The following is a 13,772-nucleotide window of genomic DNA, read 5'->3' on the forward strand; positions in this document are numbered from 1 at the left end:
CCAAAACTAGTATTACCGCGTAAATGAGCTTATAACTTAAAATATTAATTATGAAAACTAGAAATTTTTTAGCCGTAGCAATCCTGGTATTAGGATTTGGATTTTCGTCATTTGCGCAAAAAACCGTAATGGTTGGAGGAGCTGCAATGTATCCTACTAAAAATATTATTGAAAATGCCGTTAATTCAAAAGACCACACGACATTAGTAGCAGCTGTAAAAGCAGCCGGATTAGTAGAAACCCTTGAAGGAAAGGGACCGTTTACTGTTTTTGCCCCAACAAATGCAGCATTTGATAAATTACCAAAAGGAACTGTTGAAACATTATTGAAACCCGAAAATAAAAAATCGCTTCAAAACATCTTAACCTATCATGTGGCAGCAGGAAAATGGAGTGCCGCCGATATTGCGAAAGCAATTAAAGAGGGTAAGGGAAAAGCAGTTATTAAAGCGGTTAACGGAGGAACTTTAACGGCCTGGATGAAAGGGAAAGATTTATACATCAGTGACGAAAGTGGAAACAAAGCTAAAGTTACTATAGCAGATGTAAACCAGTCAAATGGTGTAATTCATGTAATTGATGCTGTATTGTTGCCAAAAAAATAAAATAGCGAATTCAAATTCCAAATCTCAAATTCCAAACTCCAATTTTTAAACTGGGATTTGGAATTTGATTTTTTAAGATTTATCGCTTTGCCGTTAAAGTTGATCCCGCCGAAGCAATTACAACACAAATAACGGCTAAAATTTCATAAAAATTTAAATGTTCCTGCAAGAAAATAAAAGCGCAGATAGCTGCCGCAGCAGGCTCTAAACTCATTAAAATACTAAAAGTACGAGGAGGAAGCTGACCCAGAGCTTTCATTTCGAGTGTAAATGGAATGGCACTGGATAGAAGAGCCAGAGCAACACCCATCCCGAAGAGCTTAGGGGTAAGATTTATCAATCCGTTTTCATAGATACCAAACGGTAGAATTAAAATGGCTCCAAATAACATTCCGGTGGCAACAGCTTCTCCACCATGCATAATTTTAGAAACTTTTCCTCCCAGAACAATATAGGCAGCCCATAAAGCACCTGCAAAAAGAGCAAATAAAACACCTATAGGATCGATTTGGTCATTTGACCACGGAGCTATTAAAACTATTCCGAGTGCTGCCAGTACTACCCAGCAATAATCAAGCAAACGCTTTGAACCAACAATAGCAACCAGTAATGGACCTATAAATTCAAGCGTCACAGCCAGACCAATCGGGATTCGTTCTATTGCACTATAGAAAACTAAATTCATAGCGCCAAGTGTCAAACCATATGGAAGAACGATTCTCCATTGTTTCGGAGTAACTGCTTTTAAATTGGGTCTGTATGCTAGAAGCAATATGACAGCCGAAATTCCGATTCGCAAAGAAGCTGTTCCCGCAGCACCTATAGTTGGGAATAAACTTTTTGCAATGGCAGCCCCACACTGAACACTTATAATTGCCAGAAGCACAGCGTAAACAGGGGGGATATTGAATTCTTTATTTTTCATGGAAATGTAATGGAGAGAAAAACGGCAAATATATAGCCGATAACCAAAGACGGTTAGTAGAGCTTTGAAGAGATTTTTTAGAATACTATCCTAAAGCTCTTTTGGTAACATAAGCACGATAACCAATAACGGCCATCTGCCATTTTTTTGCTTTCGTAATGTCCAGACCTTGTTTCGTAAAACTCGGTAACAGTATTTTGTTGATTCGGGCTAAAATTTTGTACATGAGTGCTTAATTTTTTGCAAAGATATAAAAAAAAGACTTTGCGGTCAGGCAAAGTCTTTTAGTTTGATTTTTAAGTATTTATAGTGTTTTGAAGTAAAGCCGAGATTACGATTTTCTGCTTTCTTTCTCAAGCTTTTTCATTTCTTTTTCGTGTCTCTTCATTTCTTTTTCATGTTTTTTCATGTCGACTTCATATCGTAGCATATGCTGCTCATGTTGTTTCATGTCTTCTTCGTACTGTTTCATATTGATGTCGTACTCTTTAGAATCTTTACCGTATTTACCTTCTATATCCTGAGCAAACTTATCCATCTCAGCACTAAATTTATCCATCGCGGCCTCATATTTTTGCATCTCTTTCTCGTAGATGGAATTCTTTTGTCCTAAGAATTCATTTATTTGTTTTTCATAAGCAGCTATCCCGGGTTCGATAGATTTTATTTTCTTCTCATATTCGGCCATATCTTTTTTAAATTTAGCCATGTCAGCTTTACTGCCTGGATTCATTGGTGGCATTGGAGGCATGGGAACGTCTAATGATGGCATTTGCGGCATTGCTCCAATTGGATATGAAGGCGGAGTTGGAGGGGTTGGAGGAGTTGGAGGGGCAAGAGGGGCACCATCTGTATCATTGATTTCATCTCTTTCTGCAACCTGATTTCTGAAAATTCGAGGTGTACTTGGAGCATCATCCGTTATTAAGGCTACATTCTTGGAACCGTTATTTTGGGTTGATACCACAATTCCACAGCCTTTAATCGCTTTATTGCTTTCAATGTGAATGGTTTGTGTTTTTCCATTTTGTCTTTTCACGTCCACTTTAATGGCGGTCAGCTCATTTTCACTGTTTCTTTTTACATCTGAAATAACAACATCAACATTGTGTTTTTGTTTAAGATCTTCTGCTATTTTTTTAAGTTCCTGATCTGTAGTGTTTTTTTGGATTTTAATAACATCGGTTGAGTCATTATTTTTGATGATCCCTTTTGATTCTCTAACTTCTTTAGCTTCTTTTTCTTGTGCGATGGTTTTAATTTGGAATAAAAAGATAAAAGCAGCTAGTGCCGGAATGATGGCATAATACTTCCAGTAATTCCATTTCTTTGATTGATTTTTGTTTAACATGACAATTCGTTTTTTGATTAATGATTGATAAAAATGATTGGTGATTGCAACACAGCTTTCGTGTGCTGTTATTTTTAAAAGCGTGTATTGATACGCTTTTTTGTCGGTTATTATTTTGGCAGCCTCACTGTCGGCAATAAATTCAAGGTTTTGAAGAATTGCTTTTTTGTACAGCCAGATAAAAGGATTGAACCAGAATAAGACACAAAATACTCTAGAGATTAAAACATCCATCGTATGATTTTGGTCACTATGTACCTTTTCGTGTTCAAGAATACTCTCTAATTCTGATGCGGTATACATTGATGAGTTGTATACGATATAATCAAAATAAGAAAAAGGAGCAATGTTTTCGTTGATATCGACAAATTTGAAATCGGCCTGCTGCAGTACTTTTTTACCTTTTAGAACAGAATTAAGACTATAAAAGTCAATCATGAACTTTATGACCAAAGCCAGAAATCCGATACCATACACTGCCAGTACAACATAATTCCAATTAATTTCAAAAGGATCTTCTGCTACAGCAGGAGCAATATAGGCTTTCGAATAATCCATTGCAGCGATTGTTGCTTTTGAGGCAGCCATTACTGGAGCCTGAACAATAGGAGTGGGTTCTATCCATATAATTTTGGTGTAAACTAAAAAAGGTAAAACAACGGAGGTAATTAATCCTGCCAATAAGAACCATCGGCTGCTGTTAAAAAAGGTTTCTTTGCGTAATAAAAAATAATAAGCACAATAGAACAATATTACCAGTCCGCTTGATTTTGCGATAAAAATGAAAAAGGCTTCCATAACTAACTATTTTTTCTTTTAGGGAGTTTCGATCATGACTAAGATTTCTCGTAATTCTGCTGCCGAGATTTTTTCTTCTTTGGCAAAAAATGAAACCATACTTTTGTAAGAGCTGTTAAAATAATTATCGATAGCAGTATGCATGAACCCTTTTCGATATTCTTCAATACTCACAAGTGGGTAGTATTGATGTGTATTTCCAAAAGCGCTATGACTTACATAGCCTTTTTCTTCCAGATTACGAACAATTGTAGATAAAGTGTTGTAATGTGGCTGATCTTCTGTGATCTCTGCCTGAATTTCTTTTACAAAAGCTTTTTGAAGCTTCCATAAAATGTGCATGATCTCTTCTTCTTTGTTGGTTAGCTTTTGCATTTTAAGCTTTCCTATTTATGTGTTTCGATTTCGATTACACCATTAGACCCCTTTTCTCCATATTTAGCAGTTGCTTCACTTCCTGTAAAAACGCTCATTTTTTTAATATACTTTGGTTTAAGGTCTTCCAGGTTATAATTTGCGGGCATTTCAACTCCGTCAACGATGGTAAGTTTAGGCCCTTTTGTGCTGGCTTTACCTGATGTCGAAACAATAATTTTGCCATCACTATTTGAAGTAGATACGCTGGTTGTTCCGTTATCATCAGTAATTACAGTAGTAGTGCTAGTATTTGTACGAGTATTGCCAGTAATTTTTTCGTCAGTACCAGAATTAGTGTTAACATCTTTACTTTGTTTAAGGATTACTTTTTTGTTTTTTACTTTTTTGGATTCTTTGTGGCTTTCAGAATTAGTATTTTCATCAGCAGTCTGAATGCCAATTTTTTTGCTGCCATTCGTGTCCGTTGTAACAATTAATCCAAAATCTTTAATGGCATCATTTCCAGAAGTCTGAACAGATTGTGCTTGCTGTTTACCATTTTTAACATCAATTTTAATTGATATTAATTCGTTATCAGAATTTCTTTTTATCTCAGAAGCTTTAAATTCAATGTTATGAATTGATTTCAATTTTTCTTTGATTTCCTTTAATTCAGCATCTGTCATATTTTTTTTGATTTTGTAAACATCTACAGATTCTGTTTTTCCTGAAATTACTTTTGACGTTTGTTGTTTTTCTTTGGCAATTACTTCGATTTGAAACAATAATACAAATGCGGCAAGTGCCGGAACTATTGCTCCAAATTTCCAGGAATTTCTTTTCTTTGATTGATTTTTGTTTAACATAATGATTCGTTTTTTGATTAATGATTGATAAAAATGATTGGTAATGGCAACACAATTTTCATGTGTTGTAATTTTTAAAAGTGTGTACTGATACGCTTTTTTGTCGGAGATTTTTCGTGCAGCTTCACTATCGGCGATGAATTCCAGATTTTGAAGAATTGCTTTTTTATACAGCCACATGATCGGGTTGAACCAAAAGAGAACACAAAATACTCTGGACAGTAAAACATCTACAGTATGATTTTGCTCACTATGCACCTTTTCATGCTCGATAATATTTTCTAATTCCGAAGGCGTATACATTGATGAGTTGTATACGATATAGTCAAAATAAGAGAAAGGAGCGATGTTTTCGTTAGTATCGATGAATTTGAAATCGGCTTGCTGTGTGATTTTTTTTCCTTTCAGAACCGCATTTAGGCTATAAAAGTCGAAGGCAAATTTTAAAAGTAATCCTAGAAGTACTATAACGTAGACTGAAAGCAGCACCAGATTCCAGTTGATTAAGGGAGCAGTATTTTCGATAAGCGCCGGCTGGTAAACAGTTGTATAATTCACATTGGTTACGGGAGTAGGGTTTACCCACACAGTTTTAGAATATACCAAAAAAGGTAACACTACCGAGGTAATCAAACCAGCCAATAAAAACCATCTGTTGCTGTTAAAAAAAGTTTCTTTGCGCAGTAAAAAATAATAAGCACAATAAAACAATATTAATAAACCACCGGATTTTGCGATAAATAAGAAAAGTGCTTCCATAAACAATTATTTTTCTCCTTTTGGATTTTCGATCATGTCTAAAATTTCACGTAATTCTGCCGCCGAAATTTTCTCCTCTTTAGCAAAGAATGAAACCATATTTTTATACGAACTATTAAAATAGTTGTCAATTGCCGTATTCATATACTTTTTACTGTAGGCCTCTAAAGTAATGATTGGATAATATTGATGTGTGTTTCCAAAAGCATTGTGAGCCACAAATCCTTTCTCTTCCAGATTACGAACAATAGTCGATAAGGTATTGTAGTGGGGTTGATCTTCTGTTATTTCTGCCTGAACTTCCTTTACAAAAGCTTTTTTAAGCCTCCATAAAATATGCATGATTTCCTCTTCTTTGTTCGTTAACTTTTGCATGTTTTCTAATTTTAATTCAAACCTACAACTATTTTTCTAGTTACGCAACTATAAAAATAGTTATTTAACTAAAAATTACGTTTTAAATATCTTTTAGAGGCATTAAAGTTAGTTTAAAATTAAGTTTAATTATTTGTTTTATAGGTTTTTAACATGGTTTAGGGGGTGAAATGCACTCGTAGATTTAAAGTTTAAAAAAAGAAGTGAGGGAAACAATCGATTTTCTTCAAAGGGTTAAATAAGAAGGATTAGGGAAACATCTAAGAGAATTATTGAACTTTGATCTGTAAAAATTGTTTTCATATATAAACAAACCCGACAGGTTTTTGAAACCTGTCGGGTTTAATAAACAATACGATATAAGGAAAGTAAGTTTTTAAGATATTTTCTCCCTGACCAATGCCTTTTTAATCCAAAGGCAGCATAGCGTGGCAAAAACTCCAATAGAAGCCATGAAAAGCCAATTGATTTGGTATCCGAATCGGGAGATGATTTCGAATCCTACTTTTGCACTCACAATATGTGCAAGACTAAAACTCATAGTATAAAGTGCCATATAACGACCTTCCTGTCCGCGTGGTGCCCGGCTTAGCGCAAAAGCATTTGAGAAAGGGAAGTTGAGAATTTCTCCAATCGAGAAAAGAATCATGCTGATTATCAGAATCCATGCCCAAACATTAATCAGTAATAAAAAGAAACTCAGGGCTATAATGGAAGATCCAAGTGTGATGATTTTTATTTTAGGAAAGCCTTTTCTTTCCATAAAAGCGACAGTTGGCATTTCCAAAGTAAAAATAAGCAACCCGTTTAGTGTCATTAAGAGTCCGGTCTGAAACGCACTTAAACCAAATTTTTCATTATGATACAGCGGTAAAGTGGTAAAAAGCTGGAAGAATATGATAGCTGTCGCGAAACACACAAACAAGAAAACCCAAAAGATTTTGTCGTGAAAAACCGATTTTTTAACTTCAGTACTTTCGATTTTATCTTCGTGTAGTATTTTTTTCTTCTCTTTAACCAGTAAGGCAAATATCGAAATGGCGATGATACACGATGCACCGTCTACCCAAAATAAGCCTGAATACCCCATCCCCATAATAATCAAACCTCCTAATGCAGGACCTGCCGCAAATCCTAAATTAACGGCAAGACGCACCAAACTAAGGGCGCGCGTTCGGTTTTCAGGTTCAGAATAGGCACCGAGCGAAACATACATCGCCGGGCGAAACATATCGGCAATGGTCATTAAAGAAAATATCGCGATGCAAAGCGTCCAGAAATGGGCAACATATTGAATAAGGAAAAGGAAAACTCCACTAGTAAACAAACTAAAAATCATGATTTTGTAAAACCCAATTTTGTCTGTTAATTTTCCACCTAGCCAGGAACCTAACATTGATCCAAAACCAAAAGCCACCATAATCCAACCTACCTGATTATAAGTAAAATGTAAATCTTCTTTTAAATATTTGGACAAAAATGGAAGCACCATGGTTCCGGCACGATTGATAAAAGTAACAATAGCAAGAATCCAAATTTCTCTCGAAAAACCTTTAAAATTATTGATGTAGCGGCTAAAAGCGGTTTTAAGCATTATAAATAAGTTATTTGCAACAAAGTTAGTAAACTTTGTATGGATGAGCGGTTGCTGCTTTGTTACTTTTGAACTATTTTTGCTCAAAATTTCTAAGATGAAAAATAGTATAGTTTTTTTAGTATTGTTAGCGATTAATTTTTGCCTGGGACAAAGTAAATTTAATCAAAAGGAAAGTGAAAAGTTTCAAAAGACAATAAATTCAGAATATGCTGATGCTAAGACAAGTCCATTAATGGCAGAAGATCTGAAAACCTTTAAAAGTTTAGATTTTTATCCCATAAATGCAAAGTATTTTGTGACAGCAAAACTGGAGAAAGCACAAAACGAAAAAGTTTTCGAAATGAAAACGACCGGAACACGAACGCCAAAATACATTAAGTACGGAACTTTATATTTCACAATTGACGGAGTTGCCCTTAAATTGAATGTTTACAGAAATATAGAGCTTTCAAAAACGAAGGAATATAAAGATCATCTGTTCTTACCATTTTCAGATCTAACTTCAGGAAAAGGAAGTTACATAGGAGGAAGATACATTGATTTAAAAGTTCCAAAAGGAAACACAATTGCAGTTGATTTCAATATGGCCTATAACCCGTATTGTGCTTATAATCATAAATATTCATGTCCGATAGTTCCTTTGGAAAACGATCTGAATGTAGAAATCAAAGCAGGAGTTAAAGCATTTCATTAAATGGAATTCTTTAATTTTCATACCCATCAGTTTAAAAGTCTGGCCAATGTGCTGGAATTGGTCAATCAATACCCACAGGAGTTTGATGCTTCTATTCCGTTTTATTCCATAGGAATTCATCCCTGGTACATAAAAGAGGATCAAATTGATGCTGAATTGAAAATTATAGAAGAAAAATTGCAATCGAATAATTGTCTGGCTATCGGCGAATGCGGCTTAGACAAACGAATCGAGATTCCGTTGGATCAACAAATAGTTGTTTTTGAAAAGCAACTGGCTTTGGCGGAGAAGTATCAAAAACCGGTTGTCATTCATTGTGTTGCTGCTTTTCAGGAAGTGATTGCACTGAAGAAGAAAATGAAAGTTTCAGTTCCGATGATTGTTCATGGTTTTTCTAAAAATGGCCAGATTGCCGCGCAGTTGATTAAAGAAGGATTTTATATTTCATTTGGGAAATATCTTTTGCGAAATCCGGATTTGAAAACTGTTTTTCAGACTGTTCCCAATGATCGCTTCTTTTTGGAAACCGATATGATAGAAGAAAGCATAGAGCAGGTTTATGATTTAGCCTCACAATATAAAGGTTTAACCATTAAAGAATTGCAAAAGATTGTGTTGGATAATTTCAATGCTGTTTTCGGGGAAAGTAATGAGAATTAAAATTTCAATTTTAGAAAATCCAAATTCCAAAAAGTTCTCGACTTCGCTCGAACTGACCAACGTAAAACTTGAAACTTGAAACCTGAAACAAACAAAAAAATAAACAAAAATAACAAGATTAACATATGGCAGAGTGGACAGAAAGAGCCGAGCTTTTATTTACGAAAGAAGGATTGCAAAACCTACAAAATTCCAATGTGTTGGTAGTAGGTTTAGGAGGAGTTGGATCATTTGCAGCTGAGTTTTTGGCAAGAGCAGGAGTAGGAAGTATGACTATTGTTGATGGCGATGTAGTAGATATTACAAACATTAACAGACAGTTACCGGCTTTACACTCCACTGTTGGTCAACCTAAAATTACGATCGTTGGAGACCGATTAATGGATATCAATCCAGAGTTGAAACTAACAAGAGTACAGGAGTTTTTGTCTCCTGAAAGAGCTTTTGAGATGGTTTCTTCTGAGTTTGATTATGTGTTGGATTGTATCGACAGCATTACACCAAAATTGAATCTGATCATTGCTGCAAAACGTAAAAGAGTAAAAATCATCAGCAGTATGGGGGCGGGTGGAAAAATGCTGGCTTCGAAAGTAAAAGTAACTGATATTTCAAAAACAATAAACTGTTACTTCTCTAAAACAATCCGAAAGCGTCTAAAAGCCGAAAAAATAAACAAACTAAAAGTAGTTTTCTCCTCTGAAATTCAGGACGAGAAGAGTTTAAAACTAACAGACGGAAAAAACTTTAAAAAATCATTCTACGGAACCAACAGTTATATGCCGGGATTATTTGGTTTACATGTTGCTGAAACAGTGATCCGTCATTTGCTCAAGAAGGAGTAGAAAAGGTTCTAAGATACTAAGGTTCTGAGGTACTAAGTCTTTAGCAAATAAGTTTCAGAAAAAAACTCAGAACCTTAGAATCTCAGTACCTTAGTAGCTTTAAAAAAAACTTAGAACCTTAGTAACTCAGAATCTTAGTATCTTTAAAAAAATGATAAAAACAGTAATCTTCGATATGGATGGTGTCATTGTAGACACTGAACCTGTACATCGTTATGCCTATTACAAACAATTTACCGAACTGAATATTACAGTAACGGAAGAAATGTACACTTCGTTTACCGGATTTTCGACGCGAAATACGTTTCAGACGTTAAAAGAGCTTTTTCCAACAATTGAGCACGAAGTTGAAGATTTAATCCAACGAAAAAGAAATATTTTTAATGACGCCTTTGATACCAAAGAAGATTTGTACTTACTAGAAGGCGTTGAAGATTTAATAAAAGATCTATACGCCAACGGAATACAGTTAATTTTAGCTTCTTCGGCTTCAAAAGTAACGATTGAACGTGTGTTTACCAGATTCAATTTGCACCAGTATTTTACCGATATTGTGAGTGGTGAAGATTTTCCGCAATCTAAGCCAAATCCGGCCATTTTTGTACATGCAGCTTCACTATCGAAAGCTCCGAAAGAAAACTGTATTATCATTGAAGACAGTACAAATGGAGTAAAAGCAGCAAAAGGTGCCGGCGTATATTGTGTGGGGTATAACAGTCATCATTCGAAATTACAGGATTTATCAGATGCCGATTTGATTATCAATCACTTTGCCGAGCTGAACGCGCAAAAAATATCACAGTTAGACGCTTGAATTAAGTTAAATTTAACATTTATTCGCTAATTGAATTTGTAAATTTGAGGGAACAAAATAAACTACGAAAATGAAAAAACTACTTATTGCATTGGCCATCGTTTTGGCTCCTTTTGCTTCAGAAGCACAAATAAAAACTCCACAAGCGAGTCCTAAAGGATACATCAAACAAACCGTTGGATTGACCGACGTTGAAGTTACCTATTCTAGACCGGGTGCCAGAGGAAGAGCCGTATTTGGAAATTTAGTTCCCTTTGGAAAATTATGGAGAACCGGAGCTAATGAAAACACGATCATTAACTTTAGTGATGATGTAGTGATCGACGGGAAAACATTGAAAAAAGGTAAATATGCAATTTATACTATTCCTAAAATCGAAAGCTGGGAAGTTATATTTTACCTTTCTACTGACAACTGGGGATTACCTGAAAACTGGAGCGATTCTTATGTGGCGCTGAGAACTACGGTAAAAGAAGACGCATTGCCAACGCCAGTAGAAACTTTTACTATTGGAATTAATGGTTTAGATCCAAACTACGGTTATTTAGAAATGTCTTGGGAAAATTCTCATGTAGCATTAAAATTTGAAGTGCCAACTGCAAAAACGGCTACAGCAAGTATCGAGAAAGTTTTAGGAGGCCCAAGTTCAAACGATTATTTTTCGGCTGCTACTTATTTGTTTCAAGCTAACGGAAACATCGAAACGGCCAGAACTTATGTAGATAAATCATTAGATTTAAGCGCTGATAAACCATATTACATTTTAAGATTGAAATCGCAAATTCAGGCAAAACAAGGAGATAAAAAAGGAGCAATTGAAACCGCTAAAATTTCCCTTGCTGCTGCAGAAGCTGCTAAAAATCAAGATTACGTAAAATTAAATAAAGACAGTATCGCTGAGTGGAGCAGATAATAATTCACTGAATTAGAAAATTCCAAATTTAAAAAATCCAAATTCCAATGTTCAAATGGAATTTGGATTTTTTATTTAGTATTGCTTTGGAAGTCTTAAAAAAAAGTATTTCAGAATTCACCCTGGTGTACTTTGCGTAAACCTTCGCGTTCTTTGCGGTTAAAAAAATAGAAGATTTATTCAAATAGACAGACTTGTCTGTTTTTTGATTTAAAGTTGTATATTTGTAATTCAAAACAGATAGTAGACATGCAACCCAAAGAACGAATTTTAGAAAAAGCCGCCTTTTTGTTTCATACCCAAGGATATAATTCCACAGGTATAAATCAGATTATTGAAGAAGCAAAAGTGGCAAAAGCAAGTTTTTACCAGCATTTTAAATCAAAAGAAGATTTATGTGTCGCCTTTTTAGAGTGGCGTCATGAATATTGGTTTACGAAGCTGGAACAATTCACTTCAGATCAAAAAGATTCTATATTAAAAGTTTTGGCTTCTTTTGACTTTTTAATAGCCATGAATCTAAAGGAAAATTTCAGAGGATGTAGTTTTTTGAACCTACTTTCAGAAATATCTTCAGATAACGAGAAAATACTGAGTGTCATTCAAAGCCATAAATCAGACTTACGAAATTACTTTAAAGCGGAGATTGAGAATGAGCTTTTGGCAGATCATATTTATTTACTATTTGAAAGCTGTATCATCGAAAGTCAGTTATTCAAATCCAATCATCTTATCGAGCAATCCAAGAAAATAATTCAAACTTTAATTTTATAATTATGGAACAGAAGTTACCATTGCCGCCTTTTACTTATGAAACGGCATTAGAAAAAATTCAATTGGCAGAAGATGCCTGGAACAGTCAGGATCCTGAGCGTGTTTCAAAAGCTTATACCGTTGATAGCGAATGGCGAAACAGAGATCAGTTTGTCAATGGAAGAGAGGCTATCATTCGCTTTTTGACCCAAAAATGGGAGAAGGAAAGACATTACAAACTCAAAAAAGAATATTGGGCACATACAGAAAACAGAATTGCCGTGCGATTTGAGTACGAATATCAGAACCCCGATGGAAACTGGTTCAGAGCTTACGGAAATGAAAACTGGGAGTTTGATGCTAATGGACTGATGCAAAAGCGATTCGCCAGTATAAACGACTTGCCAATTAAAGAAGAGGACAGGAAACTGAAGTAATAGATAGCGTTATTTTTGATACTGACATTGACATTGATATTGACATTGATATTGACATTGATATTGATATTGATATTGATATTGATATTGATATTGATATTGAAACGAATCCGCTAAATCCGCGTATTAAATTCGCAACATTCTTAATGAGAACACATTCTAAAATTAGTTCAAGCTTGGCGGCTCAGGAATTTTGATACTTTTTTTAATTTTCTTGACAATCAAGAGGTAAAATGTGATTCCTCCTAAAATAATGAGGAGTGCAATTTGCAATTGCCCAAGACTATTGTTCTTACTGTACATTGCATTGGCATTCGCCAGTTTTGCTTTTCCTTCCTGAATCTGAATTTGCGATAAAGCTTCTAAGGTTTTTAGAGCTTCATTGCTTGAAACGGCAATTTTATTCCAGTTTTTGGCAGCAACCTGATGGTTTATTTCTTTGCAGGAATTTAAAAAAGCATCGAAATATTGTTTTTCCGTATCGGTCAGGACAGTTTTAGCATACAAATCATCAATGGTGTGGATAACATTTAATGTCTGAATGATTTCATCTTTTTTGATGGTATCGCTTAAGTCCAGTTTTTCGGCTTCCGATTTTATAAAATGGAGTTCTTTGGAGTATTGAAAAATGTAATGCGCCACCACTAAGCGGTCTTTGTAAATTGCGTTAATATTTTCATTTACATTTTTTGAATTTTGAAGCGTATTGAAATTCCCCAGAAGAATTAGAAGCATCACAATCAATAAAATAAAAGCAGCTTTAGTCTTATTGCTGTATTTTTTCAAATCTTTCATAGAGTTGGAATTTAGAAGGTTGTTTTCTCAAAGATAAAAATTTTGTTGAAGAATTAGTTGAAGTAAAAGGTTAGAAGTGAGATGTGAGATGGTTTTGAACTGCCAGATTATTCGTTACAGCTTATTCAAAAGAAAAAAATCTTCTAAATTTGATTTTAGAAGATTTTTTTTAATTGTCCGGATTTAAATTCTTGAACCTGAAAAGGCTGTATGCTAAATTTAGGTTTTAGA

The 13,772-nt window shown here is 34.7% G+C and carries 16 protein-coding genes; 8 read left to right on the plus strand and 8 right to left on the minus strand.

Annotated elements, in window-relative coordinates:
• Positions 1-50: 50 nt before the first annotated feature.
• Entirely contained in the window at positions 51-605 is a 555-nt protein-coding gene (locus B0A80_RS00235) for a fasciclin domain-containing protein (protein ID WP_070907976.1), read from the plus strand.
• Between the two features lie 79 nt (positions 606-684).
• On the opposite strand, the gene B0A80_RS00240 is transcribed toward B0A80_RS00235, so the two are convergent.
• The 7 genes from B0A80_RS00240 to B0A80_RS00270 form a co-directional block, all read right to left on the minus strand.
• Complete coding sequence (locus B0A80_RS00240; RefSeq protein WP_089076019.1) at positions 685-1,530, minus strand: EamA family transporter; 846 nt, start codon at positions 1,528-1,530, stop codon at positions 685-687.
• 85 nt (positions 1,531-1,615) lie between these two features.
• Positions 1,616-1,756 carry an SsrA-binding protein gene (locus B0A80_RS00245; protein WP_070907978.1) on the minus strand — a complete coding sequence of 47 codons (141 nt, stop codon included), beginning with the start codon at positions 1,754-1,756 and terminating at the stop codon, positions 1,616-1,618.
• 105 nt (positions 1,757-1,861) lie between these two features.
• Positions 1,862-3,679: a M56 family metallopeptidase gene (locus tag B0A80_RS00250; protein WP_089076020.1), complete on the minus strand. Its 1,818-nt coding sequence runs from the start codon at positions 3,677-3,679 to the stop codon at positions 1,862-1,864.
• An 18-nt stretch (positions 3,680-3,697) separates the two neighbouring features.
• Positions 3,698-4,054: a BlaI/MecI/CopY family transcriptional regulator gene (locus tag B0A80_RS00255; RefSeq protein ID WP_017498599.1), complete on the minus strand. Its 357-nt coding sequence runs from the start codon at positions 4,052-4,054 to the stop codon at positions 3,698-3,700.
• 11 nt (positions 4,055-4,065) lie between these two features.
• Positions 4,066-5,661 (minus strand): M56 family metallopeptidase, encoded by a 1,596-nt coding sequence (locus tag B0A80_RS00260; RefSeq protein ID WP_165769200.1) that lies wholly within the window; start codon positions 5,659-5,661, stop codon positions 4,066-4,068.
• Between the two features lie 6 nt (positions 5,662-5,667).
• A complete protein-coding gene (locus B0A80_RS00265; protein ID WP_017498597.1) occupies positions 5,668-6,036 on the minus strand; it encodes a BlaI/MecI/CopY family transcriptional regulator in 369 nt (122 codons plus the stop codon).
• A 376-nt stretch (positions 6,037-6,412) separates the two neighbouring features.
• The gene (locus B0A80_RS00270; protein WP_089076021.1) at positions 6,413-7,630 is read right to left on the minus strand and encodes an MDR family MFS transporter; all 1,218 of its coding nucleotides are present in this window, start codon (positions 7,628-7,630) and stop codon (positions 6,413-6,415) included.
• Positions 7,631-7,727: 97 nt separating this feature from the next.
• Here B0A80_RS00270 and B0A80_RS00275 point away from each other — a divergent pair, with 97 nt between their 5' ends.
• The 7 genes from B0A80_RS00275 to B0A80_RS00305 all read left to right on the plus strand — a co-directional run bounded on the left by B0A80_RS00275 (position 7,728) and on the right by B0A80_RS00305 (position 12,746).
• On the plus strand, positions 7,728-8,327 hold the full coding sequence (locus B0A80_RS00275) for a DUF1684 domain-containing protein (RefSeq protein WP_026110205.1): 600 nt from the start codon (positions 7,728-7,730) through the stop codon (positions 8,325-8,327).
• Positions 8,328-8,987: a TatD family hydrolase gene (locus B0A80_RS00280; RefSeq protein ID WP_089076022.1), complete on the plus strand. Its 660-nt coding sequence runs from the start codon at positions 8,328-8,330 to the stop codon at positions 8,985-8,987.
• A 125-nt stretch (positions 8,988-9,112) separates the two neighbouring features.
• Positions 9,113-9,829 (plus strand): tRNA threonylcarbamoyladenosine dehydratase, encoded by a 717-nt coding sequence (locus B0A80_RS00285; RefSeq protein ID WP_017498593.1) that lies wholly within the window; start codon positions 9,113-9,115, stop codon positions 9,827-9,829.
• Between the two features lie 151 nt (positions 9,830-9,980).
• Entirely contained in the window at positions 9,981-10,643 is a 663-nt protein-coding gene (locus B0A80_RS00290; RefSeq protein WP_089076023.1) for an HAD family hydrolase, read from the plus strand.
• 70 nt (positions 10,644-10,713) lie between these two features.
• Positions 10,714-11,556: a DUF2911 domain-containing protein gene (locus B0A80_RS00295; RefSeq protein ID WP_017498591.1), complete on the plus strand. Its 843-nt coding sequence runs from the start codon at positions 10,714-10,716 to the stop codon at positions 11,554-11,556.
• A gap of 249 nt (positions 11,557-11,805) precedes the next feature.
• Positions 11,806-12,330 carry a TetR/AcrR family transcriptional regulator gene (locus B0A80_RS00300; protein ID WP_089076024.1) on the plus strand — a complete coding sequence of 175 codons (525 nt, stop codon included), beginning with the start codon at positions 11,806-11,808 and terminating at the stop codon, positions 12,328-12,330.
• A gap of 2 nt (positions 12,331-12,332) precedes the next feature.
• Positions 12,333-12,746 carry a nuclear transport factor 2 family protein gene (locus B0A80_RS00305; protein WP_017498589.1) on the plus strand — a complete coding sequence of 138 codons (414 nt, stop codon included), beginning with the start codon at positions 12,333-12,335 and terminating at the stop codon, positions 12,744-12,746.
• A 165-nt stretch (positions 12,747-12,911) separates the two neighbouring features.
• Here the strand turns inward: B0A80_RS00305 and B0A80_RS00310 are convergent, their stop codons facing one another.
• Positions 12,912-13,541, minus strand: coding sequence for an MCP four helix bundle domain-containing protein (locus tag B0A80_RS00310; protein WP_070907984.1), 630 nt, complete (start codon positions 13,539-13,541; stop codon positions 12,912-12,914).
• Positions 13,542-13,772 lie beyond the last annotated feature (231 nt).

Source organism: Flavobacterium tructae, from assembly GCF_002217475.1.
Taxonomy (GTDB): Bacteria; Bacteroidota; Bacteroidia; order Flavobacteriales; family Flavobacteriaceae; genus Flavobacterium; species Flavobacterium tructae.

What these genes read in the sequence shown, in the direction of transcription:
- B0A80_RS00235 (WP_070907976.1), top strand. Translation starts at nt 51, where the DNA reads ATGAAAACTAGAAATTTTTTAGCCGTAGCAATCCTGGTATTAGGATTT.
- B0A80_RS00240 (WP_089076019.1), bottom strand. Translation starts at nt 1,530, where the DNA reads ATGAAAAATAAAGAATTCAATATCCCCCCTGTTTACGCTGTGCTTCTG.
- B0A80_RS00245 (WP_070907978.1), bottom strand. Translation starts at nt 1,756, where the DNA reads ATGTACAAAATTTTAGCCCGAATCAACAAAATACTGTTACCGAGTTTT.
- B0A80_RS00250 (WP_089076020.1), bottom strand. Translation starts at nt 3,679, where the DNA reads ATGGAAGCCTTTTTCATTTTTATCGCAAAATCAAGCGGACTGGTAATA.
- B0A80_RS00255 (WP_017498599.1), bottom strand. Translation starts at nt 4,054, where the DNA reads ATGCAAAAGCTAACCAACAAAGAAGAAGAGATCATGCACATTTTATGG.
- B0A80_RS00260 (WP_165769200.1), bottom strand. Translation starts at nt 5,661, where the DNA reads ATGGAAGCACTTTTCTTATTTATCGCAAAATCCGGTGGTTTATTAATA.
- B0A80_RS00265 (WP_017498597.1), bottom strand. Translation starts at nt 6,036, where the DNA reads ATGCAAAAGTTAACGAACAAAGAAGAGGAAATCATGCATATTTTATGG.
- B0A80_RS00270 (WP_089076021.1), bottom strand. Translation starts at nt 7,630, where the DNA reads ATGCTTAAAACCGCTTTTAGCCGCTACATCAATAATTTTAAAGGTTTT.
- B0A80_RS00275 (WP_026110205.1), top strand. Translation starts at nt 7,728, where the DNA reads ATGAAAAATAGTATAGTTTTTTTAGTATTGTTAGCGATTAATTTTTGC.
- B0A80_RS00280 (WP_089076022.1), top strand. Translation starts at nt 8,328, where the DNA reads ATGGAATTCTTTAATTTTCATACCCATCAGTTTAAAAGTCTGGCCAAT.
- B0A80_RS00285 (WP_017498593.1), top strand. Translation starts at nt 9,113, where the DNA reads ATGGCAGAGTGGACAGAAAGAGCCGAGCTTTTATTTACGAAAGAAGGA.
- B0A80_RS00290 (WP_089076023.1), top strand. Translation starts at nt 9,981, where the DNA reads ATGATAAAAACAGTAATCTTCGATATGGATGGTGTCATTGTAGACACT.
- B0A80_RS00295 (WP_017498591.1), top strand. Translation starts at nt 10,714, where the DNA reads ATGAAAAAACTACTTATTGCATTGGCCATCGTTTTGGCTCCTTTTGCT.
- B0A80_RS00300 (WP_089076024.1), top strand. Translation starts at nt 11,806, where the DNA reads ATGCAACCCAAAGAACGAATTTTAGAAAAAGCCGCCTTTTTGTTTCAT.
- B0A80_RS00305 (WP_017498589.1), top strand. Translation starts at nt 12,333, where the DNA reads ATGGAACAGAAGTTACCATTGCCGCCTTTTACTTATGAAACGGCATTA.
- B0A80_RS00310 (WP_070907984.1), bottom strand. Translation starts at nt 13,541, where the DNA reads ATGAAAGATTTGAAAAAATACAGCAATAAGACTAAAGCTGCTTTTATT.